The 25020-nt window shown below is 45.7% G+C and carries 17 protein-coding genes and 1 pseudogene; 6 read left to right on the top strand and 12 right to left on the bottom strand.

Features of this window, described 5'->3' with window-relative positions:
- Nucleotides 1-45: 45 nt before the first annotated feature.
- The 4 genes from ACFQ3J_RS19995 to ACFQ3J_RS19980 all read right to left on the bottom strand — a co-directional run bounded on the left by ACFQ3J_RS19995 (nt 46) and on the right by ACFQ3J_RS19980 (nt 7785).
- Nucleotides 46-3252, bottom strand: coding sequence for an Ig-like domain-containing protein (locus tag ACFQ3J_RS19995; protein ID WP_251583810.1), 3207 nt, complete (start codon nt 3250-3252; stop codon nt 46-48).
- A 503-nt stretch (nt 3253-3755) separates the two neighbouring features.
- A complete protein-coding gene (locus ACFQ3J_RS19990; protein ID WP_251583809.1) occupies nt 3756-6110 on the bottom strand; it encodes a carbohydrate-binding domain-containing protein in 2355 nt (784 codons plus the stop codon).
- A gap of 252 nt (nt 6111-6362) precedes the next feature.
- Nucleotides 6363-7049 carry a DUF4956 domain-containing protein gene (locus tag ACFQ3J_RS19985; RefSeq protein ID WP_091159618.1) on the bottom strand — a complete coding sequence of 229 codons (687 nt, stop codon included), beginning with the start codon at nt 7047-7049 and terminating at the stop codon, nt 6363-6365.
- Nucleotides 7042-7785, bottom strand: a complete 744-nt coding sequence (locus tag ACFQ3J_RS19980; protein WP_091159616.1) for a polyphosphate polymerase domain-containing protein — start codon at nt 7783-7785, stop codon at nt 7042-7044. Before ACFQ3J_RS19980 ends, ACFQ3J_RS19985 begins: the two co-directional genes overlap by 8 nt.
- Before the next feature lie 295 nt (nt 7786-8080).
- On the opposite strand from ACFQ3J_RS19980, the gene ACFQ3J_RS19975 reads away from it, so the two are divergent.
- Nucleotides 8081-8758, top strand: a complete 678-nt coding sequence (locus ACFQ3J_RS19975; protein WP_251583808.1) for a response regulator transcription factor — start codon at nt 8081-8083, stop codon at nt 8756-8758.
- A complete protein-coding gene (locus ACFQ3J_RS19970) occupies nt 8758-10029 on the top strand; it encodes a sensor histidine kinase (protein ID WP_251583807.1) in 1272 nt (423 codons plus the stop codon). Before ACFQ3J_RS19975 ends, ACFQ3J_RS19970 begins: the two co-directional genes overlap by 1 nt.
- Nucleotides 10030-10552: 523 nt before the next feature.
- Here ACFQ3J_RS19970 and ACFQ3J_RS19965 read toward each other — a convergent pair.
- From ACFQ3J_RS19965 to ACFQ3J_RS19950, 4 genes are all read right to left on the bottom strand, one after another.
- On the bottom strand, nt 10553-11095 hold the full coding sequence (locus ACFQ3J_RS19965; protein WP_244533425.1) for an NADPH-dependent FMN reductase: 543 nt from the start codon (nt 11093-11095) through the stop codon (nt 10553-10555).
- Between the two features lie 398 nt (nt 11096-11493).
- Nucleotides 11494-11754, bottom strand: coding sequence for a hypothetical protein (locus tag ACFQ3J_RS19960; RefSeq protein WP_251583806.1), 261 nt, complete (start codon nt 11752-11754; stop codon nt 11494-11496).
- 152 nt (nt 11755-11906) lie between these two features.
- Nucleotides 11907-13256, bottom strand: a complete 1350-nt coding sequence (locus ACFQ3J_RS19955; protein ID WP_251583805.1) for a jacalin-like lectin — start codon at nt 13254-13256, stop codon at nt 11907-11909.
- Between the two features lie 39 nt (nt 13257-13295).
- Nucleotides 13296-13421, bottom strand: coding sequence for a hypothetical protein (locus ACFQ3J_RS19950; protein ID WP_285850263.1), 126 nt, complete (start codon nt 13419-13421; stop codon nt 13296-13298).
- A 229-nt stretch (nt 13422-13650) separates the two neighbouring features.
- On the opposite strand from ACFQ3J_RS19950, the gene ACFQ3J_RS19945 reads away from it, so the two are divergent.
- From ACFQ3J_RS19945 to ACFQ3J_RS19935, 3 genes are all read left to right on the top strand, one after another.
- A complete protein-coding gene (locus ACFQ3J_RS19945; protein ID WP_251583804.1) occupies nt 13651-15969 on the top strand; it encodes an AraC family transcriptional regulator in 2319 nt (772 codons plus the stop codon).
- Nucleotides 15970-16021: 52 nt separating this feature from the next.
- On the top strand, nt 16022-17647 hold the full coding sequence (locus ACFQ3J_RS19940; RefSeq protein WP_251583803.1) for an extracellular solute-binding protein: 1626 nt from the start codon (nt 16022-16024) through the stop codon (nt 17645-17647).
- Nucleotides 17648-17833: 186 nt separating this feature from the next.
- Nucleotides 17834-18343, top strand: a complete 510-nt coding sequence (locus ACFQ3J_RS19935) for a DUF421 domain-containing protein (protein ID WP_251583802.1) — start codon at nt 17834-17836, stop codon at nt 18341-18343.
- Between the two features lie 124 nt (nt 18344-18467).
- Here the strand turns inward: ACFQ3J_RS19935 and ACFQ3J_RS19930 are convergent, their stop codons facing one another.
- The 4 genes and pseudogenes from ACFQ3J_RS19930 to ACFQ3J_RS19915 form a co-directional block, all read right to left on the bottom strand.
- Nucleotides 18468-19883 carry a sucrose-specific PTS transporter subunit IIBC gene (locus ACFQ3J_RS19930; RefSeq protein ID WP_170862510.1) on the bottom strand — a complete coding sequence of 472 codons (1416 nt, stop codon included), beginning with the start codon at nt 19881-19883 and terminating at the stop codon, nt 18468-18470.
- 2 nt (nt 19884-19885) lie between these two features.
- Nucleotides 19886-21382: a sucrose-6-phosphate hydrolase gene (locus ACFQ3J_RS19925; RefSeq protein WP_091159603.1), complete on the bottom strand. Its 1497-nt coding sequence runs from the start codon at nt 21380-21382 to the stop codon at nt 19886-19888.
- 170 nt (nt 21383-21552) lie between these two features.
- Nucleotides 21553-22542 carry a LacI family DNA-binding transcriptional regulator gene (locus tag ACFQ3J_RS19920; protein ID WP_091159601.1) on the bottom strand — a complete coding sequence of 330 codons (990 nt, stop codon included), beginning with the start codon at nt 22540-22542 and terminating at the stop codon, nt 21553-21555.
- Nucleotides 22543-22637: 95 nt separating this feature from the next.
- Nucleotides 22638-22976 (bottom strand): annotated as a pseudogene (locus ACFQ3J_RS19915) (LysR substrate-binding domain-containing protein); the annotation flags it as partial.
- 163 nt (nt 22977-23139) lie between these two features.
- On the opposite strand from ACFQ3J_RS19915, the gene ACFQ3J_RS19910 reads away from it, so the two are divergent.
- A complete protein-coding gene (locus ACFQ3J_RS19910; protein ID WP_251583801.1) occupies nt 23140-24228 on the top strand; it encodes an NAD(P)-dependent alcohol dehydrogenase in 1089 nt (362 codons plus the stop codon).
- Nucleotides 24229-25020 lie beyond the last annotated feature (792 nt).

Below are 25020 nucleotides of genomic sequence, written 5' to 3'. Positions count from 1 at the left end.
GCTTTTCGCCGTTAAACCTGGCGAAAAGCCTTATTTTTTCTGGAATCAACTAACTTTTACGTTGTTTTTCGGGCTAACGTTGCCCGCTTTATCTTTCGCATAGACGGTTAACACATCGCCCTTTTTCGCCTTCTTGATCGATACCGAAAAATCCCCTTTTCTATCCACAGAAGCTTTGCCAAGATATATTTTGCCATTGTACACATAGACGGTAGAATCTGACTCCGCTTTTCCACTCATCATTTTTGATGTTACTCTCTTAACCTCCGGCATTTGCGGTGGTGTATTATCAGTAACCTTGGTTCTCTCAGACGAACTATGATTACCAGCTTGGTCAACTGCGTAAACGGTTAACACGGTCCCCGCCTGCTGCTTCTCGTTTAATTCCACGGAATAGCTGCCATCAGGAGCTGTGATTGCTTGACCTAATAACGTTCTACCCGCTTTTACATAAACTGTAGAGCCTGCCTCTGCTGTACCACTCACATGAGTTGAATTGTCTCCAACTGTGTTAACCCTAGGTTTCGCAGGAGGCTTTTTATCCGCTTTAACAGTGATCGTAATTGGTTGTGTATAAATGTCATATGATTTATCTGTTGATACTTGCTGTGTGTAGCGCAGCATGGCATGAACTGTTCCTTCCGCTTGGGCGGTTACAACATTTCCATTAACTTCAACTTTATCTTCTCCATCAATGAATACGATGTCAGGAGTGATATCCTTTATTTGACGATCATAGGTTTCAATCATTGCCTTGACTTCGATGCTCTCTCCTGCAGTTAGTTTATACTCGGCTTGTTCCGGCGTAACATGGGATGCCCAGTCAGAGGCCCAATGAGCATAGTCCGTTGTTAAGCCATAGATACCCAGTAGAAAGTGGTCTATAAATAGAGCCTCGTCTCGATATGTCCAAGGCCATACGGTTACGCCTCGATGCTTTGCTGCTTCCAAAAAGTTTACACCTAATCCACCATAGCTTGTATTAAAGGTAGAATTCAGATTTTGTATAGTGTTTAAAGTAGAACGTAAAGATGGATACACGTCTGTTTCATTCGCAAATCCGCTCGTTAAATAGCCGATGGACATCCCCGGCATCTGCTCAGCCAGCAATTGTAATTGCGATGCATGAAATGAAATAACGGATACTTGATTCTCCACACCCATTTCTTCAATAAGGGCAATCAATTTATCGATAATTGCTGGATTACTAGTTTTGATTTCAACAATATGCTCGACATCTTTGCCTTTAAATTCTTCAAAAAATTGTCTTAGCGTTGGAATCCTTGCGTCAGGATATGCTTCCGGAAACTGATCATTCGCAAGAAATTGCTTTAATTCTGCAAGAGTATAACTTTCCACACTTCCAGTTCCATTCGTTGTCCGATCAATGGTTTCATCATGCATGATGACGATCTGACCATCCTTGGTCAGATAAATATCATTTTCAATATGATCTGCCCCTTTTTCATAAGAAAGAAGGGCACCTTCTAATGTATTTTCCGGTGCAAGTCCCGGTATTCCACGGTGTGCAAAAATATAAGGTGTACGAACAAGGGTTATATTCTCATCATAGAATGATAGAGCATCAATAGCTTCTTTATACTGATCCGTAACAATCCCGTTCGTACCCGATGTAATCATGCGATGAATATCTACATTTGTTGAAACTTTCTTACGATCTTCTTCTATCCATACAGTCATTAACTTTTTCTGTAAGTAGGAAATATTTTGGATACTTGCTGCACTTTCCGGCAATATTACAATTTTCGCCAAATGGCTGTTCGTTGTCCTGCGAATGTCCATTAATTGTTCTTCGCTGAGTTTACCCGAGACGGAATATTCAATAATACCACGAATAATAGGATACGCTTCTCTTGTCTTTTTCACCAGCTCCGGATGTTCGGAGAGTACAAAGGCATCCTCCAGGTCGATACTCCTTAGGTAAGCTGTTAGAGGAGCAATCACCGCTTCTTCTTCAATCGCGAAGGCCGGAATTACTTTCTGATCCAACGTTTCTATAACCGATTGCAGCTCATCAATTACGTTTCCTGCTTCATCCGTTACTTGCAGGCTGCTGTTGACATGGAGAATTGCTGTGGCCGGACGTGCGCCTTCCACTATAGATTGCAGGTCCTCGCTTGAGTCTACTTCTGTAACTATTGTTGGTGCAAGGGAGATGCTCGTTTCCGGTACTTCTACATGAGTGAAGTTATCACCAGGTTTGACTACCTCTGGTAACTCCTCTGTGTGAAGCGTTACTTTGATATTATCAACCTTCGTTAAACTACCTGCAGATTGAAATCCAATTCTTCCTTCTGAATAATTGGTTGCAAGATCTGTATCGATGAGTAAATTATCATTTATCATTTCCTGAACTCTATTACCATGAGCAATCACTGTATAGTGGTACATTTTATCCGCACTGATTGCCTCACTGTATGAATTTTTGGCAGCTACATTCCATGCATTACCTGGTGTTCTTTCTGCGAATTCGATCCCGTTCGCTGCTGTTGCATTTTGACGGACAGCCATTTGATAGTAAGGATAGCTATTGTTCTGAACTCTGTACATAATTGAATTCCAACGGCTGCTATCATTTGCAGCTAAATGGGTAACATCTGCTTCTATTTTATAATTACCGAACAATCCCAAGTATTCCGGAAGAAGTACGCCCTTGCCACCACTATTATTACCTCTTCCATCAATCTCAAAGGCTCCGGACTTAACACCAATCTCTTCATCCGTTGTACTGCTAAGCTGTGACCAGTCTTCAGGAAGACTGCCATCTGAAAGATCATTAAAGTCCTCTTCATAGAGGACATATTCTTCCTCTTCTTCTCCTTTAACTACCAGAAGTATATTGGCAGAAGCACCATCTAATGCAGCAGTTAATGGATAAACTCCTTTTTGTATAGCAGTAATCGTATCCTCTGTCATCTCAATTGCCTCATTATTAGAAGTCCAGGTTAGCTTATCACCTGTAATTTGCCCTTCGGTCAAGTCATTGTAGGCTGCATTCAATACAATATCGTTCAAGGAAATAGCCTCTCCGCTTGTCCCTAATACATAACCAACTTCATGTGCTAAAGACTGTACGCCTGCTTCCCCACTTTCTTGATCTGCTTCTTCATTTTGATAAACTGCTTCATTAACCGTATCTGCACTCGCGGTAGCGTTAATGATATTATCTGAGAATAAATTAAATAATAGAAAGATACTGATGGATAAAAGAAGGTACATCCGCTTGATCATTTAAATTCTCTCCTCTAATCAGATTGTCCAAATGGTCCATTCGATTATTTGACTGCCAGTCTAGACGAAATTTCGGGTTCTCCCCCCTTTTATATGTAACATGTAAGTATGTAACGAACTTCACTTCACAGTTATGCTATCAACCTCATGTAAATATGGATGTATAATTTTGTAAACTTTAAAAAATAGGCTGATAGTACCGTTTTAATTAACACCTTGGATATTTAGTGCTTTGGATTTATCTTTCACAATTAAAAAAATAAGCATCCAGCTTTAGTCAGCTCACTGATCGTAAATCGAAATAAGCCTGTGGGTACTCACAGGGTGGAAACGGTCAAGGTAAGTATTTGACCGTCTTCTTAAATATATCTAATTTAATTTATCTAATAAGTAACTCTTTCGCTCTCCATGCAGAAGCCCAGGCATCTCCATTATGTCAGGAGTTGCCTGGGCTGTTTAAACTAGCCGTATTCCTTTGGCTATCGCCCTACTTAAAGATCGTCCTACCTTCTGCCGCCACCAAAGCCGCCGTTCGTATTTCCGGTGGTTACGCCTGATTCATTCAGCCATGTTGTGGCTGTCTCACCAAGCTCAAACGATACGACCTCTGTTCCGCCTTCGTAATTGCCTGTCTTATACCATCCGCCGGATACATCCTCACTCGAGGTGCCTCCGGAATAGAGCGTGTAGGATTTTCCTTTTGCCAGATCCGGTGAGCTGATCACAACAAATTGATAATCCTTGGATGGTTCAAAAGTAACGATCGTGTTGCCTTCACTATCTTCCAGATGCACCAAAGTTCCTGCAGCCTGTGTCTCTGGGTAAGTCATCGCGATCGAGAGCTGGGTGGAATCATCGGATAAAGCTTGTGCCATTCCTGATGTGCCGGCTCCGATCAAATAACCCCCGCTCATGTCAAATGTGCTGCCATAATCCAGTGTGCCATTTCCGCTATTCGTTGGACCATTAACGATCACCGTGCCATCCGTCATTGTAATGGAACCATTGGCGTCAATACCGTCACCACCAGCATCGACTGTGAGAAGTCCGCCAGTGATGGTCAGCTTCGCATTCTGATTACCTTCCATTCCTCCACCGAAGCCGCCGCCGCCAAAGCCGCCTTGCGGAGGGGGACCGCTTGGCATTTCTCCATAGGCAGGAGCTGCCGGCCGTTCGCCCGCTGCGGGCGCTTCTCCACTTGCCGTACCTTGGGCTTCACCCGTTTCAGGAGCTTGTGCAGAAGATGCTTCCGGTGTTCCTGATGCCGAAGCACCCGCTTCCCCTGCTGTTGTTCCTGTCGCTTCTGGTGTTTCTGTTGTTTCGGCAGCTGTGTCTGTTGTCCCGCTCGTCGTATCCGTACCCGATGCATTCACACCGTCATCGGATGAGATGACATGCGTCTTACCGCCGGAGATCGTAATATCGGCTCCTTCGAGTCCTTCATAGCTTGCGGTAATGTCCATTGTTCCGCCAGAGATGGATAGCAGGAGATCGGCATGAACCGCATCATCACCAGAGGCAATGCCGATCTCTCCACCTGTAATCGAAATATTTTGGTTGCTGTGAACCGCATCATCGGCTGAGTCGATCGTAAACGTACCGCCAGTAATGACCATATCTCCGCCTGCTTTAATCCCTTTTGCACTCGTTGATTCATCCTCAGCAGCTGCTGTGTCCTCTGCATTGTCAGCATCCGAAGTGGAAGCGGCTGTATCTGTTGTTGTACTTGCCGACGTGCTGGTTACTGCTGCTGTGACAACAGTACTGGTCATATTCGCACTTGTTGTATTCGCTGTGCCTGCTGCCTCATCGTTGCTCGCTTCATCTGATGGATTAGCTGTACCCGAAGGCGCTGTAGGTGCAGACTCTCCGTTCCACTCCCCTCGCATCATGCCGCCGTTACCATTCATTCTTCCCTGTCCCATCGGATTGTTCTCGGTCTTCACCTCAGCGTTCGCGCTGCCTCCGCCGGTTACAAGGTTATACGTACCTCCATCAATCAGCAGCGATTTCTCCGATTGAATCCCATCATTCTCGGCTTCTATGTCAAATGTACCGCCAGTGATCGCAATGATCCCTTTATCCTCATCTTCATCATTGGTCGATTTCATGCCGTCTCCACCGGCCTTGATTGTAACGGTACCGTTCTCAGCAGCCAGCCGGTCACGACCTACGATACCGTCATCTTCTGCATCGATATTGATGGTGCCTCCTACTATTTTCAAGTCGTCCTTACTCGTGATCCCATCTTTATAATTTGCTGTGATGGATAAGCTGCCTGTACCGTTAATGCTCAGATCATTTTTGGCAAATACGGCTGCACTTGGCTCATCACTTGCTTCGTCCTCATATACGTAAGTTTTGCCGTCGGTCACTTTATTTTGGGTACCATCTGCCAGTGTAATGACGGTCTTCCCCGCACCTTTGCTATAAATAGCTGCACTGTCGCTGTCTGTAATATCGACACCGTTCAGAACCAGATGCACCAGCTCCTCTTCTGCGGTATCCACGAGGATTTGTCCATCGCTGAGCGTTCCGCTGAGGACATAGGTACCTGGGCTCGTAATGATCACGGATCCGTCGGCAGCTTCTGCACCCGTTCCGTTAATCTGAGCGTTTGCTCCATCCAGCTCAATCGTAACTGCGCTCTCCGCGCTCCATTCGGTGTTGCGGTCCTCCTCGTCGAATGTAATCATATCCTCCATTTTTAAGCTCGCCAGCTCGGCTGTGGCCTCATTCGCCGTACCAGCTTCGGCTGTTCCTGTATCGTCTACGGCAGATGTATCGCTGCATGCCGTCATCAGCGCTGCACATAAGAATACGACGCTAAGTCTGTTCGCTATGCTTGCCTTTTTCATTTTTATCATTCCTTTCAAGGCGCTCGCAATTTGACTGCCTCTCTCCGGTTGGCTTCGCCAAAAGTCGTTCGTCGTCCAAATTCCTCGCTAAGTATGTTTGGCTCAAATTTTTCTTCGTTTAAAATTTTCACTGAGTACATAAGATCCTTCAAAATTGAGTGAATAAGCTCTTAAACTGCGGTTCGAAAACCATAGTTCAAACGATGAAGTTCATACAATTAAGTCATATAATCAAGCTCATACAATCACGAATTAGTACTCTGCCACGCTCGGGGTCATCGTAAGCGACAGGTCCAGGTTGCCATTACGACAACGGATTTCGTCCAGGAATTCTTTTTGATTGGTAAGCTGGTTCATCGTCACGCCGTACACGAGTTCATACAAGCTGCCCAGCTCGGTTGTTCTGATTTTTTTCAGCTCATATTGTACGTTATATTTCTTGAACACCTCGTCGAAGGCATCATCGTAGCTCAAATTCTCAGGAATGGTGATCTTCAGCGTTCTTTGCAATGTTTTTCTCGCACCGAAGTTGAACTTACTCAAGACAAACATCAGGATACATAGTATCAGGGTGAATAAAACCGCATATCCGAATGCGCCCACGCCACAGGCGAGACCTGCTGCCATCGTAAACAGAACAAAAGCAATATCCTTCGGGTCACCAGGCGCACTTCTAAACCGGATGATGGAAAAAGCTCCTGCCAAGCTAAACGCTCGTGCAATGTTGCTGCCAATCAGCAGAATAATAATGGCTACAATGGCCGGCAAGATGACCATGGTCAAGGAAAAGCTCTGGGTATACCCGTTTGTGTTGGTCTTCATATAGGTAAGACTGATCATACCGCCTAATAAAATGGCGATGAGAATACTGAGCACTGTGCTCATGAATGTAAGTTCTGTAGTTGTGTCTGTGGCTGCATTTAATAGGGAATCAAGCATAAAGCATACTCTCCTGTTTCTGTTTTTCGTTTTTTATCATTTTTTTGTATTCATTGCCGTATTTGGAGAAACTCGTCCGATACAGCTGATGCTCTGAGAGCAGGACCGACAGCCACATGGGCACAGTTTTTTCGGCCTTCACTTCCATAAGCCACTGCCCTTCGTCCAGCAGCTGCTCGCCGTAATCTCCCTTTTCCAATTTCAAGTCATAACGTCTTGTGCGAATGTTGGTATCAAACGTAATTCGGAGATCCCGGCTGTCTTTGCAAAAGAGTGCTTTTCTGTCATACGACAAGTACAGCTTGGGTGCCAGATCGTACATCCGCAGGAAATAGCTGATTTCGTTCACAACTTGAGCATTCATGTAATCCTTCAGCTCCGGCGCCTGTCCTGTACGGACAAATTCATAAGCCTCGTCCAGCTTCAGCGCTGTTCTCCGCTTGTTGACCAGGCCGAACACCTTCTTCTTGATCTCGAGATATACCTTCGCATCCTTGTTCGGGACGCCGTAGGCTCGGAGCCTCAGCTTTTCCTTATACTTGGGCTTCGCCAGGCTCGCTCTGATCAATGAATCATGCGCTGTGTCGAAATACAGATTGCTTATGGAATAAAATTCATGCTGCTTGTTATATTCATCGGGTTCCATATATTCCATGAGATCGAGATACAGCCTCCGGTACGAATTGCTGTCGAGCAAATATTTGCTCTCATAGCGGTTGAATACCTCTATAGCCATGTGCTTCAGATCCTTTCTGTTTGGTAGGTCTCATGTGGTGATGTATGTATCGTAAGCTCCAAACCTTTAATGAATCTTAAATGCTTTTACATTTCGAGAATATTATTTACATTGCGTTTACAATTCTGATCTTTAATTAAGAAGCTTCCTATAATAGGCATTAATTATTGATCTGAAAGTTATCCATTCGTATGATGGTAGAATAAACAGCTTAAGGTTGATTAAAGGTAATCCTGCTATACTAGGCCTATTAGAATCTGCAAACCAACAGATACCAAACAGAGGATGAACAGCGATGAGAATATTAATTGTGGAGGATGAGCTTCATCTCGCGGAGGCCCTCTCCCAAATCTTAAAAAAACAGAACTATTCCGTAGATATGGTCCATGACGGCAGAAGCGGACTTGATTATGCACTCAGCGGGATCTATGATCTGTTGCTGCTCGATATTATGATGCCGGAAATGGACGGGATCAGCGTCCTGAAAGAAATCCGCAGAGAAGGACTTTCCACCCCCGTCATCCTGCTGACGGCCAAAGGCGAAATCGACGACAAGATTACCGGGCTGGATTATGGTGCCGACGACTACGTTGCCAAGCCCTTTTCCTCCGGAGAACTGCTGGCCCGAATCAGAGCCGTGCTGCGGCGCAAAAGCGAGGTCATGCCAGAGGAGGGTCTTAAATTCGGGGACATGGAGCTCAACACTTCGACTCTGAAGCTTTCCGTTAACGGGAAGGAAATGAAGCTGAATTTAAAGGAGAATGAGCTCCTCGAGCTGCTGATGGTGAGGAAGCAGTCGATTACCTCCAAGGAGCAGATTATTGAGAAGCTTTGGGGCTTTGACTCTGATGTCGAGCACAACAATGTGGAGGTTTATATCTCTTTTTTGCGTAAGAAGCTGAACTTCCTGAATTCTGCCGTCCGCATCAGCACCGTTCGAGGCGTTGGGTATGTGCTAGAGGTGAATACTTGATGTTTAAGAAGCTTAGAAACCGGTTCCTGATCTTAAACCTTGTCATCATTTCGATCATTATGCTGGTTGCCTTCACCACCATATATACGATTACTTATCGGGATGTACAGCGGAATATTCATATGGAGCTGAATAAAGTAACGGAATCCTATACCCGGGACTTCAATCTGCCGCACGGAGATCGTCCGGGTGCAGATCTGAATTTGGGAGGACCGGACGATGATGGGTTAGGATTCGAAGGAGCACCGCCCAAACGTTCGATCTCCTTCATGCTGGAGACAGATAGTAACCTTACGCTTACAGGTCGTGAGACCACGCTTGAACTGGAGGAGGAGTTCTATCCGCTTGCACTGGAGGCAGCGGTTGCTGAGAACAGCGCGACTGGACAATTTACACTGGACGGGAGCCACTGGACTTATGAGATCCTTCAGACAAGCTCGGGCTACATGCTCGTATTTCTTGACATCAGCTCACAGCAGGTCATCCTGACGAATTTGATCTATACCTTCGCGATTGTTGCGCTCGTGATGCTGATCGTGATCTTTTTTACGAGCCGTTTCTTTGCCAACCGGTCCATTACACCGATTCAGGAAGCCTTTGACAAGCAGAAGCAGTTCATCGCCGATGCCTCTCATGAATTAAAGACACCTCTGACCATTATCAATACGAATACGGATGTACTTCTGGCCAACAGTGAGGATCAGATTCGCAATCAGGAAAAGTGGCTGTATTACATCAAGTCCGAAACCGAGCGGATGACAAGACTGACCAATGATCTCCTGTACCTAACTGAAATGGATGATTCCCGTGCGAACATCCTGTATGCGAGATTTGATATGAGCGAGGCGGTCGAAAATATACTATTAACGATGGAAGCGGTCATGTTCGAGAAGCAGGTTCATCTCATCTATGAGATCGAACCGGGTCTCCAGGTGACCGGCGCGAGTGAACAGATCAAGCAAGTGGTCATGATTCTGCTCGATAATGCCATAAAATACACGAATGAAGGTGGTACGGTTACTCTCTCTCTGAAAAAACAACAGCATGAGGTCATTTTGTCCGTCACAAATACCGGTGAAGGTATTGCTCCAGAGCATTTGTCGCGAATATTCGACCGTTTCTACCGGACGGATTCCGGGAGAGCCCGCAAGCAGGGCGGGTACGGACTAGGACTTGCTATTGCCAAGTCGATTGTGGAGCAGCATAAAGGCAAGATCTATGCCAAGAGCACCGTAGGGGAATCCACCACATTTTATGTGCATCTCTCATAGCATTACTGCTTGGCTTAGCAAATTAACATTTAACTTGCTTAACGTTTCATCACGTAAGTAACCGATATCTTTCCTTGAGAAAATAATCCTTATATAATGGAATGAGATTATTGTAGCGAACTTGAAATGTGGAGAATAAGGAGGCCATACCTATGGATCAGCGAATTCAGGAGAGCCTCAACTCATGGCTCTTTGACATATACAAGAATTTCCAGGGTCCCAGTGATGCGACGATACCGAACACGCCCCTAAACAGAACGTAGTTCAACACAAGCCTGCGGGGAGCTGCGACCATTGCAAGTTCTTCAGAAGATCGAGCAGTACAGGTTCGAGAATAATGTTTTCTCCTCCCCTCTATGAAGGAGCAACTAAAATAACGCAGATATCTTCTGATGCCATCCCTTATGAGGGAGATTGCATATAGAAAATATCTGCGTTATTGTGATGCCGTATGATCGTCTTCTTCAATTAATTGTTTCCTAGAGAAGCTCGCCCCGTCGTAAGGCAGAACGATTGTAGCTGCTTATCTCAGAGTTTTTAGTGCTCCGCTCCAAGCCACCGTTTGGTCCAGCATGGCATTCACGTTCGCCAAATGCAGCTCTTGCGGCTTGAACACCGATCCGTTCTCGAAATCAGTGAACAGGGACAATGTTGGGTGTATGCGGACGTCTGCAATCAATAGTTCACCACAGATGCCGCGCAGATGCTCTGCTGCACGCGCTCCGCCAGTTGAACCATAACTTACAATACCAGCAGCCTTGTTATTCCACGCTTCACGCGCGGAATCAATTGCGTTCTTCAGCGCTCCAGAAAGGCCGTGATTGTACTCCTGCACGATGAACACAAACCCGTCCAGACTGTTCAGCTTATCGTTCCATGCTGCAATACCCGGCTCAGAGCCATCTGTTGTACCTATGAACGGCAGGTTATAATCTGCAATATCGACGATCTCATAGTTCGCGTCACCGCGTTTCTCTGCAATGCCTTTCACCCATTCTCCAACCTGTGGACTTACGCGGCCTTCACGTGTACTTCCCAAAATAATTCCGATGTTCAATTTTGTCATTGTCTCTTCCTCCTTGGTTTCTTCCATTTTTTTGTTAATGAACTTATCCCAAAATCCCATCTCCCACACCACCCTTCGCTTGCTATGATCTATTCTGTAGTTGTTTCGTTTGTTCTGCTGTACTAAGTAACACTAGGTTACTTTATGTAAGTTATTGTATTAATTATATTATGTATTGTCAAGTAAGAAAATAAATAAGATAAAAAGGATGTGTTCTCACACATTGTTAATGAGCAGTTTCATTAAGCATTTTGGATCTGACCATTCTATCCATTGTATGTAGTCGATGTTAGGAAACATTCCTGCTGCCCTTTTATATTGCTCAAAAAAAGCCTGAAAGATTCATTGCTGACCCTCCAGGCTGCTAACTATATTTTTTTATAAATTGTAGCTCGTGACTAGCTTCCCAATTCATGCTCATCAAGATGAGCGGAGAATTCCTTCTCCAGTCTGCTGTCTATTTTATGCTTTACTGCATCCTTGGTAGAAACCATGACTACGGCAATTTCAACATAGAGCAGCTTCTTGGCTTCTTTGAGAAATTGCTGGTCCCTTAAACTGATCGTCTTTTTACCGTTCTGGATGGCAAGCAACCTTTTGGCGTGAATGACTTTAATCAGATACCGATGACAGCTACTATTTTCAAAATTTAAATTCAATATGATCAACGCTTCTATTGTGAATTAAGTTACAATCTCTAAGCAATATTTCGGCAAAAAAAGCTCAAATAATAATACCCCTCGCCTTGAATGACGAGGGGCCTTGCTGCTGCTTATATATTTATATGCTCAGCAGATTACTAGCCTTGCCTTTATCTTGAGGACAAAGGTTTATAAATAACCCCAAGCTGATCCAGCTCATCCCCTGCTCTGCCATAGAATCCGGCAATGTACCATCCTTCTGGAGCATTTAGCACCATCTGTTCTGAGGTCGCCTGCCCACCAGATACTGTATTCCCAAGATTCGTTGTAAGCTGCACATTGAAAATTCGCTTTCCATCATTATACGTGCCTTGACCAATGACAGCCTGGGTCAAATATTCGTTCTCCGCCAGTTGGAGTGTATTCTGCGTTGCAGTTCCGCCATGAGCAAGCACGGTCCCATCCTCGTACACGGTAGATAGTCCATCCACTCTGCTGCCGCTGTCGATCGTAACAGCGCTCATTCGGGAATCCGGGATCTGATCCAGGTCATTAAATCCACTTCCTCCCGGTCCTCCAATGCTTGAGCTGATCTGCACATCTGGAGAAGTGGAATAGGCGAACTCAGCAGTAATCGGATAGTGGTCAGACAGCTGCTCTCCCGTATTCGTCAGGAAGTAACTGTCCTCGATCCGGAAGGACTCTGCATTTAATTGAAGCGCGCTGCTTCCACGGTACAATATTTTGTCCACGATCTCGAAATTAGGTCCGTTCACATCGGACTCATCCATCAATGCTTCTCCGTCTGCCGGAATCTGGCCTCCCCGTACAAGATCTACCCACGGATCGTTCAACCCGTTACGCGTCATCAGCATTTCGATATTATCATCAGCACGGGTGTACCGCGTATTGGTATCACCGAAGACGATGACGGCATTGCCTTCCGAGTGCTGCTCTATGTAACTCGACAGCTGCTCTATATTACTGCGCCGTGCAGCAAGAGACTGTTCGTCCGAGCCAGCATCGGCGTGCAGATTATACACGTCAACCTTGACGCCAGGCTCAATCTCATAAATCATGAATGTAAATCCTTTTGGCGTCAGCTCGTCACTTCCACTGTCAAACAGTCCATACCGATCATTCCAAGTGATGCGCTGCAGATCCCGATAGGGATATCTCGACAGGCTGTTAAGCCCACTTCCAAAGCCCGCAACCCCGCTGCTTGGTGTAAGGTACGGATGCGTAACCTCCGAGATCAGCTCTGCGTGATAGTTGAAATCCTCCTGAACGTTGATGATGTCATATGCATTCAGTTTCGGTGAGATCTGCACCGTATATTCCTCTGGATTGGAGCTTGAGAAGATATCGGGCAGGCCGCCTACGTTATAGCTGAGCACATCGAAGGAGCCTGTCTTGATCTGAGCCTCCGCCGCAGCGGCGGGCTGTGAAGCCAATGGAACCGAAGTGAACAATACAAGTGCCGGCAGCAGGCTGCGCAGCCATTTGGATTTAGAATTCATTATTTACCCTCCTAATAGATACCTTTTTGAATTGGGGATTCAACCTTCCACAAGCTGATGGGCTAAACAAAATCCGAAAAGCGCAGCGTTTGTTTCAACGTTCGTTTGGGCCGATCCTTTCTTTAATGGCAGAATCAGCAGTGTCCTGAAGTCATTTTTCCTCATACCCTCCTTCTCCTGTTCGTATATGAATCGATCTAAATCTAGCATCGGGGTCTAACACGCAGCAATATGACAATTACCACCTTCTATAAAAATGGGATATTTCCAAGCGGAATTGGATACTTTTGTGTTTTTGAAGCTGTAATTTTACATTGTGTTAATAAAAATCGTGAATGATTAGGTCGAAGCTTGTCCATTGCATAGGTTATGCTCAAGAGTGGGAGGAGAGTCGATGTTGAAAAAGTGGAATTCTGTATTAGCAAACCTGGCCATTTCTCATATATCCATCGTTCTCGTCATCGTTCTGTTGCTGTGCTCTGCCTTCTATGTATTTTTCACGAACAATTACAAGGAGCAGCTTCATAACAAGAACAGGATTATGATGGAAAACACAGCCCAAACGATTGAATCTACCGTGCTTAAGAGAGTGGAACAGATCTATCTCGACATCTCTCTGGATAAGAGCGCAGATCTTCGTTTATTTGCCGATCCTTCTTACACCGGCCAGCTCAGCAAGGTCATAGACCTGCAGGAGCTGATCAAGTCCAAAGTAACGAATAATTCGGATCTTGTGCATGCGGTTCATCTCTACTATCCGGAAGAACGGATCATGCTATCTTCAAACCACGGGCTGAATTATAACGCCGATCAGGGAAACGGCTCTGTCTATTTTGCAGACTGGATCAACGCCATGCGAGTGAGCAAGGACAGCAGCCTATGGACTACGACCCGGCTGGTCCCACAGGATATCTACTCCAGTCTACCGGATAGCAATGCTAATGCCCTATTTACATATGTACACAGCTATCCCGTTCAGTCCTCTGGACAAGCGAGCGATCTACTGATTGCTATCGACGTCAAGGAGAGCGCCGTCAGCTCTATCATTCAGAGCATGATGCCGTCTCAGTACAAGGACACCTACACTCTGGATTCGTCCGGAATTACGGTAAGTGATGCAAGCAAGGGAAGCATCGGTGTCTACCGGGATTATGATTCCGGCGTACGCAGGGCGCTCATGTCCGACGCCTCATCGGGAAGGTTTATGGAGACAATTCATCATACCGACTATGTCGTTTCTTATCATACGCTTGAGACAACCGGCTGGAAGATCTACAGCGAAGTGCCTGCCAGCACCTTTTATGAGCAGTCAGACTTTATTCAGAAGCTGATTGTCGGCATCTGCCTGTTTGCCATTCTGCTCGGCACCATTTTATCCGGCATATTGGCAATGGCCAGCTACAACCCGATCAAACGCATCGTGAACAAGATCAAGGATTCTACAGATCATGCACCTGATCAGGTTCAGAATGAATACGGGCTTATTGATACGGCTTTTAGTAAGCTGAGCAACAAGGTGAGCAGCTTGGAAGAGACACTAATGGCGAACAGCTCCGTCATTAAGCATAATGTGGTGCTGAACATGCTTCGTAACGCATACACCCCTGATGAATTGACAGAAGAACTGTCCTTCCTCGGCATTCCGCGGCCATATACGTATTACTGCTGCCTGCTGCTGAGTCTAGGGGAAGCTGACACTGAGTCTGATCAGGCCAAGGAATCGTTTGCCCATCATATGATGAACGAGTTGAATGCCGGCTCCTTGCATGAGCATTATATAATTGCCGAGGAGCTCCCGGACAATAAGATGGCGGTAATCGTGTGCGCTAATCAAGCGGCTGATTCCTTGCTGGAGGAAATCGCAGCTCTGCTGCTGTCTTCGGGCAGAAGTCAGTTCCATTTGAGTATTCAATTATCCTGGGGCTGCTGGGTGCAGGAGATGAAGGATATACACCTTAGCTATAGCGAGGCAGTGACGCTGATGAAATATGGATATTTCCTGCCGGAGCGGACGATTCTGAAGGACCGTCTTATTCTCACACGTGAGCATAGTCTTGAAGAGATTCCACAGTCCATGCTGAGCAGGTTTAGAGATAAGCTGCAGACCCGGCAGTCTGAAGAAATGATCGGCGCCGTGGATACATTGATCAGAACTTTGCAGGAAGGAACATATCCTGCTCACTATTGCCATTTCATTCTGGCAAATATCGTATTTATGTACTCTGATTATCTGAAGAGCATCCGCTATAAGCCTCCTGTCGATGAGCAAGTGGATCTATATCAGCAGTACCTTCAGCTAAGCGATATTCATAAGTTTCGAGCATGGCTCACCGAGTCCATCGCCACATTTACTGCCCAGATGGAAAAAAGAAGCAGCGAAAGAGCCGTATCCAGCATTGAGCTGGCCAGGCAGTATATCGACCTTCATCTATCGAAGGATCTGTCCCTTGATGCCGTGGCGGCGAAAGTGTTTATCAGTCCTAAGTATTTGAGCAGGCTCTTTAAAGAGGAGCTCGGGGTCACATATACCGAATATGTCACCACCCAGCGTCTCGAAAAGGCGAAAACGCTGATTGAAAGCAGCCATATGACGATCGAGCAGGTTGCAAGTACGGTCGGCTATGGAACCTCCGCCTATTTTATCAAGAAATTCAAGGAAACTTACGGCTGTACGCCGCGCAATTACATGCGCAGCATGGCGGAGCAGGCATAATGCTCTACGCAGCCAGTTCAGGATCAAACTTCGCTTAAGGTAGGTTTTTCACATGATGATGAAGACAATTCCGTCTCTTGCCCTCCTTATTGCCCTGCTTAGCATAATCAGCGGCTGTGACATCAAGCCGGATGCAGGATCCGGCCCAGCAGATCAGCAAGCCTCCACCTCCACAAGTACACCGCGTTACCAGATTTCATGGACCATGCATCTGAATCTGCCGGTGCCGGAGGATGCCGAGATGGTTCAGCAGGTGGAGGATCGGTTCAACGTGGATTTGAACATCTGGAATATAGAGAACAACCGCTATGAAGCACTGCTCGATAAAAGGATAGCGGAAGACGAAATTCCGGATCTGTTCAGGGTTAGACAGCCGCAGGACCTGCTAAGGTATCAACAGCAAGGACTGCTCGCGGAAATTCCCGAGGAGATGCTGAATGAATATGCACCAAACATTATGAAGGCTCTCGAGGACTATGCCCCGGACTATCAGGATGATGGTATGATTGATGGCAAATATTACGGTATTCCCGGTATCAATCCCACCAATATTTATCGCATGCCTGTCGTCTACCGTCAGGACTGGCTTGACAAGCTTGGGCTGTCGGTACCGGATACGCTGGAAGAATTCGAACAGGTCATCTACGCGTTTACGAACGGAGATCCGGATGGCAATGGCCTGAAGGATACCTACGGCTTGTCCAGACAAGGAATGAATGTGGTCTTCGGTGCCTTCGGTCAGATCGTCTTCGCGGATCAGCTCTACTTCGGCAAGAAGGATGGACAGCTCGTCGTCGGTGCACTGGAGCCGGAGATGAAAGAAGCGTTGCAGTATCTTCGCAAATGGTACCAGGACGGTGTCATTGATCCTGAGTTTATTACAGGTGAGAATAAAGGGGGCTATAAGCATCTCTCTCATGCCTTTATTGATGGGAGAATCGGCATGACCTCCATGGGCAATTATTATCACTGGATTCAAGACGGCGATTATATGACACTGAATGCATATGGTGAGGAAACGCCTGTAGGGGCCGCATTTAACGCGAAGGAATTAATCGTCAAAAATCCGCAGGCTCGAATTGTCTTCGGCCGTCCCTTCAGCGGACCGGATGGGAAGCGTGGCTCCCAGGCCTACGATATGCTGATGAGCTTCACAGCTATTGGTGCAGATGCTGCAAAAGAGCCCGGCAAAATGGAGGAGATTTTGAAGATTCTGGACTACGTCAGCGCAAATCCTGATGTGGATGAGTACACTTCCATGATCCATGGTGTTCAGGGGAAGCATTGGAATTGGGCGGGAACCACACAGGAGGATGTCATTGTGCTTCCTCCTTATGACAAGATGTTCAGCTATCAAAATAGTATCGGCGCTAACATCGGAATGACCGTGCCCCTCATGCCTTCAGCACGAAGAGAGCAATGGGCCTCTACGCTGGGCTTGGATCAGGATGGCATATACAATGCATTGGAAGTTGCAACACCTTCTCTGACTGCTAAAGGACCCGATCTGATTCAATTAAAAAACAAGGCCTATATTTCAATTATTACGGGAGAGAAGCCACTCCATTACTTTGACGACTTCGTTAAAGAATTTATGGCAGCCGGCGGAACAGAGGTGATTCTGGAAGCCAATGACTGGTATTCCAAGCATGCGGTGAAGCTGGATGCAGAGAGTTGATTGATGATCGTGATCAAAATCATTGTGTGAACTGTGCATAGAAAGGGAAGCAATCCCTGCAGGAGGATTGCTTTCGGCATTATTATAGTGTATTCCTAAAACGCATTGGAATTGAAGATATTCCTGTTGATGCTGGATACGGGCAAAATACGGGTAAGGAATATTAGATTCCTAAAGGAGGCCGCTATGCTTTTTGACAACTGGTATTCCCTATTCCGTATCTTCATCGTCGGCATGCTCAGCTATTTCGCGCTCATTCTGATGCTCCGCACATCCAGCAACCGAACACTTTCCCAGATGAATGCTTTCGATTTCACTGTATCGGTTGCCGTTGGTTCAGTTCTTGCTACTGTAATTTTGGATGCGAACATCTCTTTGGCAGAAGGATTAGCCGCTTTCCTTCTCCTTCTTGGACTACAGTTTGTCGTGAGCTGGCTGTCTATGAAATTTCCCTCCGTGAATAAACTCATCAAGTCGGAGCCTCATTTATTGTTCTACCACGGGCAATTTTTGAGTAAAGCCTTGAAGAAGACCCGTATCCAGAAAGATGATATATATCAGGCTGCGAGAAGCGAAGGACTAGACAGCATGGACTCCGTTGCTGTTGTTGTTTTGGAACCAAACGGCAGTCTATCCATTGTGAAAGCCACTGAGAGAGAATCAGCAGAAACGTTACAGCCTGTCCACGAGCCGTAACACTCCGCCTGCCCTTCTCCTTAGTCCCGATAAGCAATACAAAACGAGGATCTCCAACCAAGATATTTCGCAGCAGCTTAAAAAGGCGCCTCTCACGGGATTCCTCGTAATAGGCGCCTCGTTTTTATTGGGCTTGTGACTTCAATTGATCCAGCATTTTGTCGTTAAATCCGAACATCCAGGTCAACAAAAAGGTAATCGCCATTGCTGTTAGATTACACACAATGTACCATGGAAGCTGGCTGTTCAAATACAGGAGTGTGCCTGGAATAACAGTGATGGCCATGCCCGTTGCCTCCAGCTGGAAAAGGGATGCCATGAAGCCGCCGATTCCCCCTCCGATGAGACCCATGATGAAGGGCTTCACATAACGCAGGTTTACTCCAAAAATAGCTGGCTCCGATATGCCGAGAAAGGCGGAAAAGGAGGAAGGCAAAGACAAAGCCTTCAGCTTGTTGTTCTTGGTCTTCAGACCAACGGCCAGACAAGCCGCGCCTTGAGCGGCCATAGCGCTTGTCACAATGGCGTTGAACGGGTTGCTTCCCGTCTGCTCCAGCAGCTGAATCTCAAGAAAGTTAAAGATATGATGTACACCAGTTACCACAATAATCTGGTTGAAGAAACCGATCATTAGGCCGGCAATGCCTAACGGAAGGCCGAGCAAGAATGTGGTAGCATTAAGAACGACCTCTTCAAGTGAATGGAAGATCGGTCCAATTGCAAACAGGCCGAGAATAATCATGACTAGCAGCGTTAAGAATGGGGTAACAATCAAGTCTATCGCTTCTGGAATCCTCTTTCTTAAATATCGCTCAAACTTTGCCCCGAGAAGGCCGATGAAGAAGGCTGGCAGAACGGAGCCCTGGTATCCCACCACCGGAATAAATCCGAATATTTCTAATGCCTCCGCTGAGCCGTTCGCTACGCTGTACGCATTCGGCAGCGCCGGGTTGACGAGCATCAGACCGAGAACGATACCCAGCACCGGACTTCCACCAAACACTTTGAACGAGGACCAGGCCACAAGTGCAGGCAAGAACGCAAAGGCCGTATCGGTCAGCACCTGTGTGAGCATGAGGAAATTTGCCGAGATATCATCCGGGGTCATGCCGAACCAGGCGAGGATTGTCTCTTGTGTCAGCAGACCGCGAAGACCCATGAACAGACCGGTTGCGACCAATACTGGAATAATCGGAACGAATACATCTCCAAAGGTGCGGATGGCCCGCTGAAACATATTTCCGGATTTTTTCGATTCTGATTTCAGCTCTTCCTTGCTTGTACTCTCCAGTCCCAGACTTTCCACTGCTTCAAAAATCTGATTTACGGTGCCCGTGCCGAAAATGATCTGATACTGACCGGAATTGAAGAACGCACCTTTAACCTTGTTAATGTTCTCTACTTTGTTCTGGTCGATCTTCTGTTGGTCATGAACCATAATGCGAAGCCGTGTCGCACAGTGAGCAAAGGAAGCAATGTTCTCCCTGCCACCGATGGCTTCTACTACCTGCTTAGCGATTTCGCGGTTATCTGCTGCCATACTCAATCCTTCCCTTCTCTATCGTTTACGGCATGGGCCAAATCCCATTTAGCGACCTTCAAGCCGGAACTACCATTATTTGCAAAAAAATAGATTCCTCTGCTGCCAGACTGAGGAAAAATACGGCTTGTAAACACTTCTTCACCATCATTTATAAACAGCTCGACTGAGGAGGTGTCTACGAACAGATGAAATTTGACGTTCTCTCCATCTAATCTGCAGGAACGCACGGTTCCATAATCGCTGTCAATCCTTTCACCAGATGCTGAGCGATCCATCGTTATCTTGCCAAGCGCCGCATCATATCTGATCACAGTGCGCTCAGTGTGACCTGCGCGGATTTCTAAACCGACCGCTTCAGCATCAATAGCTTCAAACTCACATATCATTTCGTAAGCAGTTCCTTCTATCCCGTTGTAGGATTTGGTCTCACTGATTAAAGTGTCCTGTACTCCGGCTTGTTCCCCCCGAAGTTTCCTCAACTCTTCTACAGGCTTCTGAATGAGCTTGCCGTTTCGAAGCTCTAGTGTTCTTGGCAAAGTCAGGCAGTGCGCCCATCCATGCGTATCGGTGGGATATCCGATTTCCGGCTGCCCCATCCAGGCAACCAGAATTCGACGTCCCTGCTCATCTTCCATCGTCTGGGGAGCATAATAATCAAACCCTCGGTCCAGCTCCTGAAAGACGCCATGCTCAAACTCAAGGGTCTCCCAGTTCAGGGGCATGCCTGAAATATAACCGGACTGGTAAATGTTTCGAAAATGGTCTCCCTCTGCCTCCAGTCCCTGCGGGCAAAAGATGAAGACCCCCTGACCATTCAGCTCAAAATAATCGGGGCATTCCCACATGTAACCAAAATCCTTCAGTTCTGTCTTCAGCTCTCCTGCAAACAGCCAATTTATTAGATCCGTAGATTTATATAAAACAGCAGTTCCCGCGAGATCCTTCCTCTGGGCACCAATAATGCATCGATAGCCATCCTCGACTTTCCACACCTTCGGATCCCGAAAATGCTCTGTGTATCCTTCGGGCACATGGTCGATCAGGGGCTTATCGAGCTTTGTAATATATCCGTCTGCGTCCATGACAGCCATACACTGATAAGGACGTCTGTTCCAGTCCTCATCCCGGGTGTTTCCCGTATACATCAAATGAAGCTTTCCGTCCTTCACTATTCCGCTCCCCGAGTAAGCTCCCAGCGAATCATAGGGTTCATTTGGCTCAATAGCAATTCCAGCGTTGCGCCAATATGCCAAATCCTTTGAGGCTGTGTGGTACCAATATTTGAGACCATGATAGGTTCCCAGCGGAAACCACTGATAAAAGAGGTGATATTCCCCTGCATAATAGGTAAATCCGTTGGGATCGTTTAATAGTCCGGTCAGGGGCTGTATATGATATGTCTGCCTCCAGTCGCTCTCCTTAACCCGTTTTCGCAATTCTGCTATTTCTTCTGGGGGGGCCTGTTCCAGACGGCGGTATTTCAGCTCTCTGTCCATATCTCTCTCCTTCCTTTCAATCTATCTGTTTCCTGTCAACCTGAAGATCTGTGCTGCAGCTAAAAAATGTTGGAACCGGTTCCAATTGAGAGTGAAAATAATGAACTCAGTTCCAAAGTCATGTCAAACTTTCTTTGGAACCGGTTCCTATATCTTCAGTATAAGGGATGCTACTCTACGTTGTCAACGCTTTCACGCTCCATAAATTCATAATGCAGGACGGTGAGGCTGTCGACTGATTCCTCATGAACAAGCCTTATAATTTGGCGCGCTGCCAAGCATCCTCCATCCCAATACCCATATTTTACGGTCGTAAGGCCGGGATGAATCATCTCAGTTACTTCATAGCCGCCAAAGCCTGTTACAGAAAGGTCTTTGGGGATTTGAATCCCTCTCATATGGGCTGCCTTCATAACGCCTAGGGCAATATTGTCCGTTGCACACACGATTGCTGACGGGCGGTCCAAGCCATCCAATATGCCAGAAGCGGCCTCCACAGCTGCCGACATCCTGAATCCACTCTCGAAAAAATCGACCTCGGCCTTCTCCTGTTCCTTCACTGCTTTTTGGAAACCGAGCTTCCGCTGAAGCCCTACAGCTTCGTCCTTTTCAGTTACACCTAAGTACGCTATCTTACGATGGCCCTTGGTTAAAATATACTGTCCGATGTCATAGCCTGCGGCGAAATCGTTGTATATAATGCTGTATACCTTCTGGTGCTGCTGTCCAAGAAATATAACTGGAATTCCGATTTCTTCAACCGCCGTCAAATGGGCTTGCGTAATTTCGGTTGCAAATAGAATAATGCCAGATATTTTTTGTCGTGCCAGATCATATAATGCTTCGATTTCCCGGGAGAGATTCTGGTTGGTGTTAACAATCAGGAGCTGGTACCCGTTCTGTCTCAGCTCTTCATCCATACCGGTCACGGTTTGCGAAGCCGAAAAGGAGTCGAGGCGCGGCACAATGGCACCAATCATGCTTGTCTTCTTCGCTTTCAGGCTTTGGGCAAAAGAGTTTGGAATATAGCCGGTGTCCTTGATGACCTGCTCTATTTTTCGGCGGGTCACATCACTGACTGACCCTCCGTTTAGATACCGGGACACCGTGCTTTTAGCCACTCCAACAATTTTGGCAATATCTGCAATGGTGTTCTTCATGTGATTCCCCCCTTCACTTTATCTTCTTCTAAATATAACACGTGTAGAAGAACGAACAAAAACGGGAACTTGACGGGTAATCCTGCTTAGTTCATTCAACAATCATCGTGTCCCGATTGGTCGGCTGATGCGAAAAATTCCGAAAGAAAACGATAGAACAACTGCTCCGTTGGCAGCAACTTGCGCTGTGTTGGAATGATAACACCTACAGTCCGAGTCACCTCAGGATCGACGAGAGAAATTTTTACCGTGGAATGCGGGATATTGTCAACCAAGGTGACCTCGGGCATTAGCGCAACACCAAGTCCTGCGGACACCAATCCTTTTAAGGCGTCAATATCATTCCCTTCGAAGGCAATATGGGGAGTAAACCCGATCTCACTGCACGCTTGCAGCACAATCTCCCGGAATATCGTCCCTTCTGACAGCGTAACAGGAAAGCACAGACAATAGAAACAGCTGTTGGTGGTAAAAAGAGTAACCTCATTTATAGACAGTTTAAAGTATGAATAACACACAAATGAGTTGCTTGAATAAATGAATTAGGGTTGAAGATACTAAATTGGATATAAATAAATATTTGAAGGAGGTATCTTCATGAAGATAAGAGCTGCAGTTACACAAGGTCAAGGTCAAGAGTTTGTTATAGAAGATATAGATCTTGCTGAACCAAAGTCTAATGAAGTATTAGTGAAAATCATTGCAACCGGTGTTTGTCATACAGACGCCGTTGCTCGTGATGCTGCAATCGCGCCGCTTCCAGCTGTTTTAGGTCATGAAGGAGCTGGTATTGTTGAAAAAATTGGAGATAACGTTAAAAATGTCAAGCCCGGTGATCATGTAGTATTATCATTCGCGCACTGTGGTCATTGTCAAAACTGTTTAACCGGACATCCGTCAGTTTGTGAAACATTTAATGAACTTAATTTTGGTGGCGTTAACGATGACTATACTCATCGCTTATCTAAAGATGGTACTGAATTATCAACATTCTTTGGTCAATCATCATTCGGAACATTTGCCGTCTCGCACGAACGAAATGTAGTAAAAGTGGATGAGGATGTTGATTTAGTCTTATTAGGTCCATTAGGCTGCGGTATCCAAACTGGTGCTGGTACAGTCCTAAACAAACTTCAACCTAAATTTGGCGCGTCTATTGCAATTTATGGCGCTGGCGCAGTCGGATTAAGTGCTATCATGGCCGCAAAAATTGCTGGATGTAAAAACATAATAGCTGTAGATGTGTACGATAATCGACTTGAACTGGCAAAAGAACTCGGTGCAACTCATTTATTGAATGGTAAAAAAGTTGATATAGTAAAAGAAATTAAAGAGATAACAAAAGGAGGAACAGAATATGCTGTTGATACAACAGGTGTTCCGCCTGTAATCCGTCAATCTTTGAAAGCATTACGTTCACTGGGTATTGCAGCGATTGTAGGTGTTACACCTGAAATGAATATTGATATTCATAATGATCTAATGGCTGAAGGTAAAACGATGATAGGTGTAATAGAAGGTGATTCAGTTCCTCAAATCTTTATCCCACAACTTATCGAATACTACAAAAAAGGATTATTTCCTTTCGACAAATTAGTTAAATTCTATGATTTTAATCAAATTAATGAAGCATTTGCCGCTTCAAAATCTGGCGAAGTTCTTAAACCGATTTTAAAAATTCAGTAACTCGGAGCGGCTCCTATGCCTCCCAGAGTGCCGAGTATCCATAGCCGCCATTAATACTCTGGAAACAACGAATGACGCTCAAGCTTGAGCGTCATTCGTTGTTTCCAGGATGGATGTAATTGTTATTATGCCATCTCTCATATTCATTTGATAACCAACCAATACAACTCTCTTTTGCCATATCAATACTTATGACAAGATGAGAGGTACTGATTCGTTCAATTCGTTAATTTTGCTTTTGCGATTGTTTAAACTTCATGATAAGAGCTCCTCTCCTTAATGGTGTTGCATTTTGAACCTTTGGACAAATCCATCATACCGGGGCGCTCCTTTTTGGCAAAGACGATTTCTTAGCCTTAACAGGAATGTTTAACTTAACGACATCCACGATATGGCGCCTACTTCAATAAAAAAGGGAACAGGCTACCCGCGGCAGTCTGCTCCCTGGTTATCTTTCTTCCCTGTTACTACTTTGACATAAAAGAAGTAATAGAACATTACTTCACTGCGACGGCTTCGATCTCAACGAGCAAACATTCAAATTGTTAGTATCTATAAGTTATTTTATTTATGGAAAAATCAACAGGAGAATCAAATGTAATAGTTACAGCAACATCTTCTAACTTCCTCTCACTTAAATCCCTGACAGTCTTAATCTTGTTATTTAAGTAATCCATTAAATTCTTTGAATTTATGGCTTCATATTGTGAGATAGCATCAAATGAAAATTCTCTGTCTGAATAATTATTAGCTGCATTCAACATACCTTTACTTACGGTGACAATCTAGGAT

This window comes from Paenibacillus provencensis (assembly GCF_042678545.1).
In the GTDB taxonomy this organism is placed as follows: Bacteria; Bacillota; Bacilli; order Paenibacillales; family Paenibacillaceae; genus Paenibacillus; species Paenibacillus provencensis.
Note: the sequence above shows the minus strand (reverse complement) of the source record. Positions and strands in the feature narration are given on the sequence as shown.

Excerpts from the sequence above, each read along its gene's own strand:
- ACFQ3J_RS19995 (WP_251583810.1), bottom strand. The coding sequence starts at position 3,252 with ATGATCAAGCGGATGTACCTTCTTTTATCCATCAGTATCTTTCTATTA.
- ACFQ3J_RS19990 (WP_251583809.1), bottom strand. The coding sequence starts at position 6,110 with ATGAAAAAGGCAAGCATAGCGAACAGACTTAGCGTCGTATTCTTATGT.
- ACFQ3J_RS19985 (WP_091159618.1), bottom strand. The coding sequence starts at position 7,049 with ATGCTTGATTCCCTATTAAATGCAGCCACAGACACAACTACAGAACTT.
- ACFQ3J_RS19980 (WP_091159616.1), bottom strand. The coding sequence starts at position 7,785 with ATGGCTATAGAGGTATTCAACCGCTATGAGAGCAAATATTTGCTCGAC.
- ACFQ3J_RS19975 (WP_251583808.1), top strand. The coding sequence starts at position 8,081 with ATGAGAATATTAATTGTGGAGGATGAGCTTCATCTCGCGGAGGCCCTC.
- ACFQ3J_RS19970 (WP_251583807.1), top strand. The coding sequence starts at position 8,758 with ATGTTTAAGAAGCTTAGAAACCGGTTCCTGATCTTAAACCTTGTCATC.
- ACFQ3J_RS19965 (WP_244533425.1), bottom strand. The coding sequence starts at position 11,095 with ATGACAAAATTGAACATCGGAATTATTTTGGGAAGTACACGTGAAGGC.
- ACFQ3J_RS19955 (WP_251583805.1), bottom strand. The coding sequence starts at position 13,256 with ATGAATTCTAAATCCAAATGGCTGCGCAGCCTGCTGCCGGCACTTGTA.
- ACFQ3J_RS19950 (WP_285850263.1), bottom strand. The coding sequence starts at position 13,421 with ATGAGGAAAAATGACTTCAGGACACTGCTGATTCTGCCATTAAAGAAA.
- ACFQ3J_RS19945 (WP_251583804.1), top strand. The coding sequence starts at position 13,651 with ATGTTGAAAAAGTGGAATTCTGTATTAGCAAACCTGGCCATTTCTCAT.
- ACFQ3J_RS19940 (WP_251583803.1), top strand. The coding sequence starts at position 16,022 with ATGATGATGAAGACAATTCCGTCTCTTGCCCTCCTTATTGCCCTGCTT.
- ACFQ3J_RS19935 (WP_251583802.1), top strand. The coding sequence starts at position 17,834 with ATGCTTTTTGACAACTGGTATTCCCTATTCCGTATCTTCATCGTCGGC.
- ACFQ3J_RS19930 (WP_170862510.1), bottom strand. The coding sequence starts at position 19,883 with ATGGCAGCAGATAACCGCGAAATCGCTAAGCAGGTAGTAGAAGCCATC.
- ACFQ3J_RS19925 (WP_091159603.1), bottom strand. The coding sequence starts at position 21,382 with ATGGACAGAGAGCTGAAATACCGCCGTCTGGAACAGGCCCCCCCAGAA.
- ACFQ3J_RS19920 (WP_091159601.1), bottom strand. The coding sequence starts at position 22,542 with ATGAAGAACACCATTGCAGATATTGCCAAAATTGTTGGAGTGGCTAAA.
- ACFQ3J_RS19910 (WP_251583801.1), top strand. The coding sequence starts at position 23,140 with ATGAAGATAAGAGCTGCAGTTACACAAGGTCAAGGTCAAGAGTTTGTT.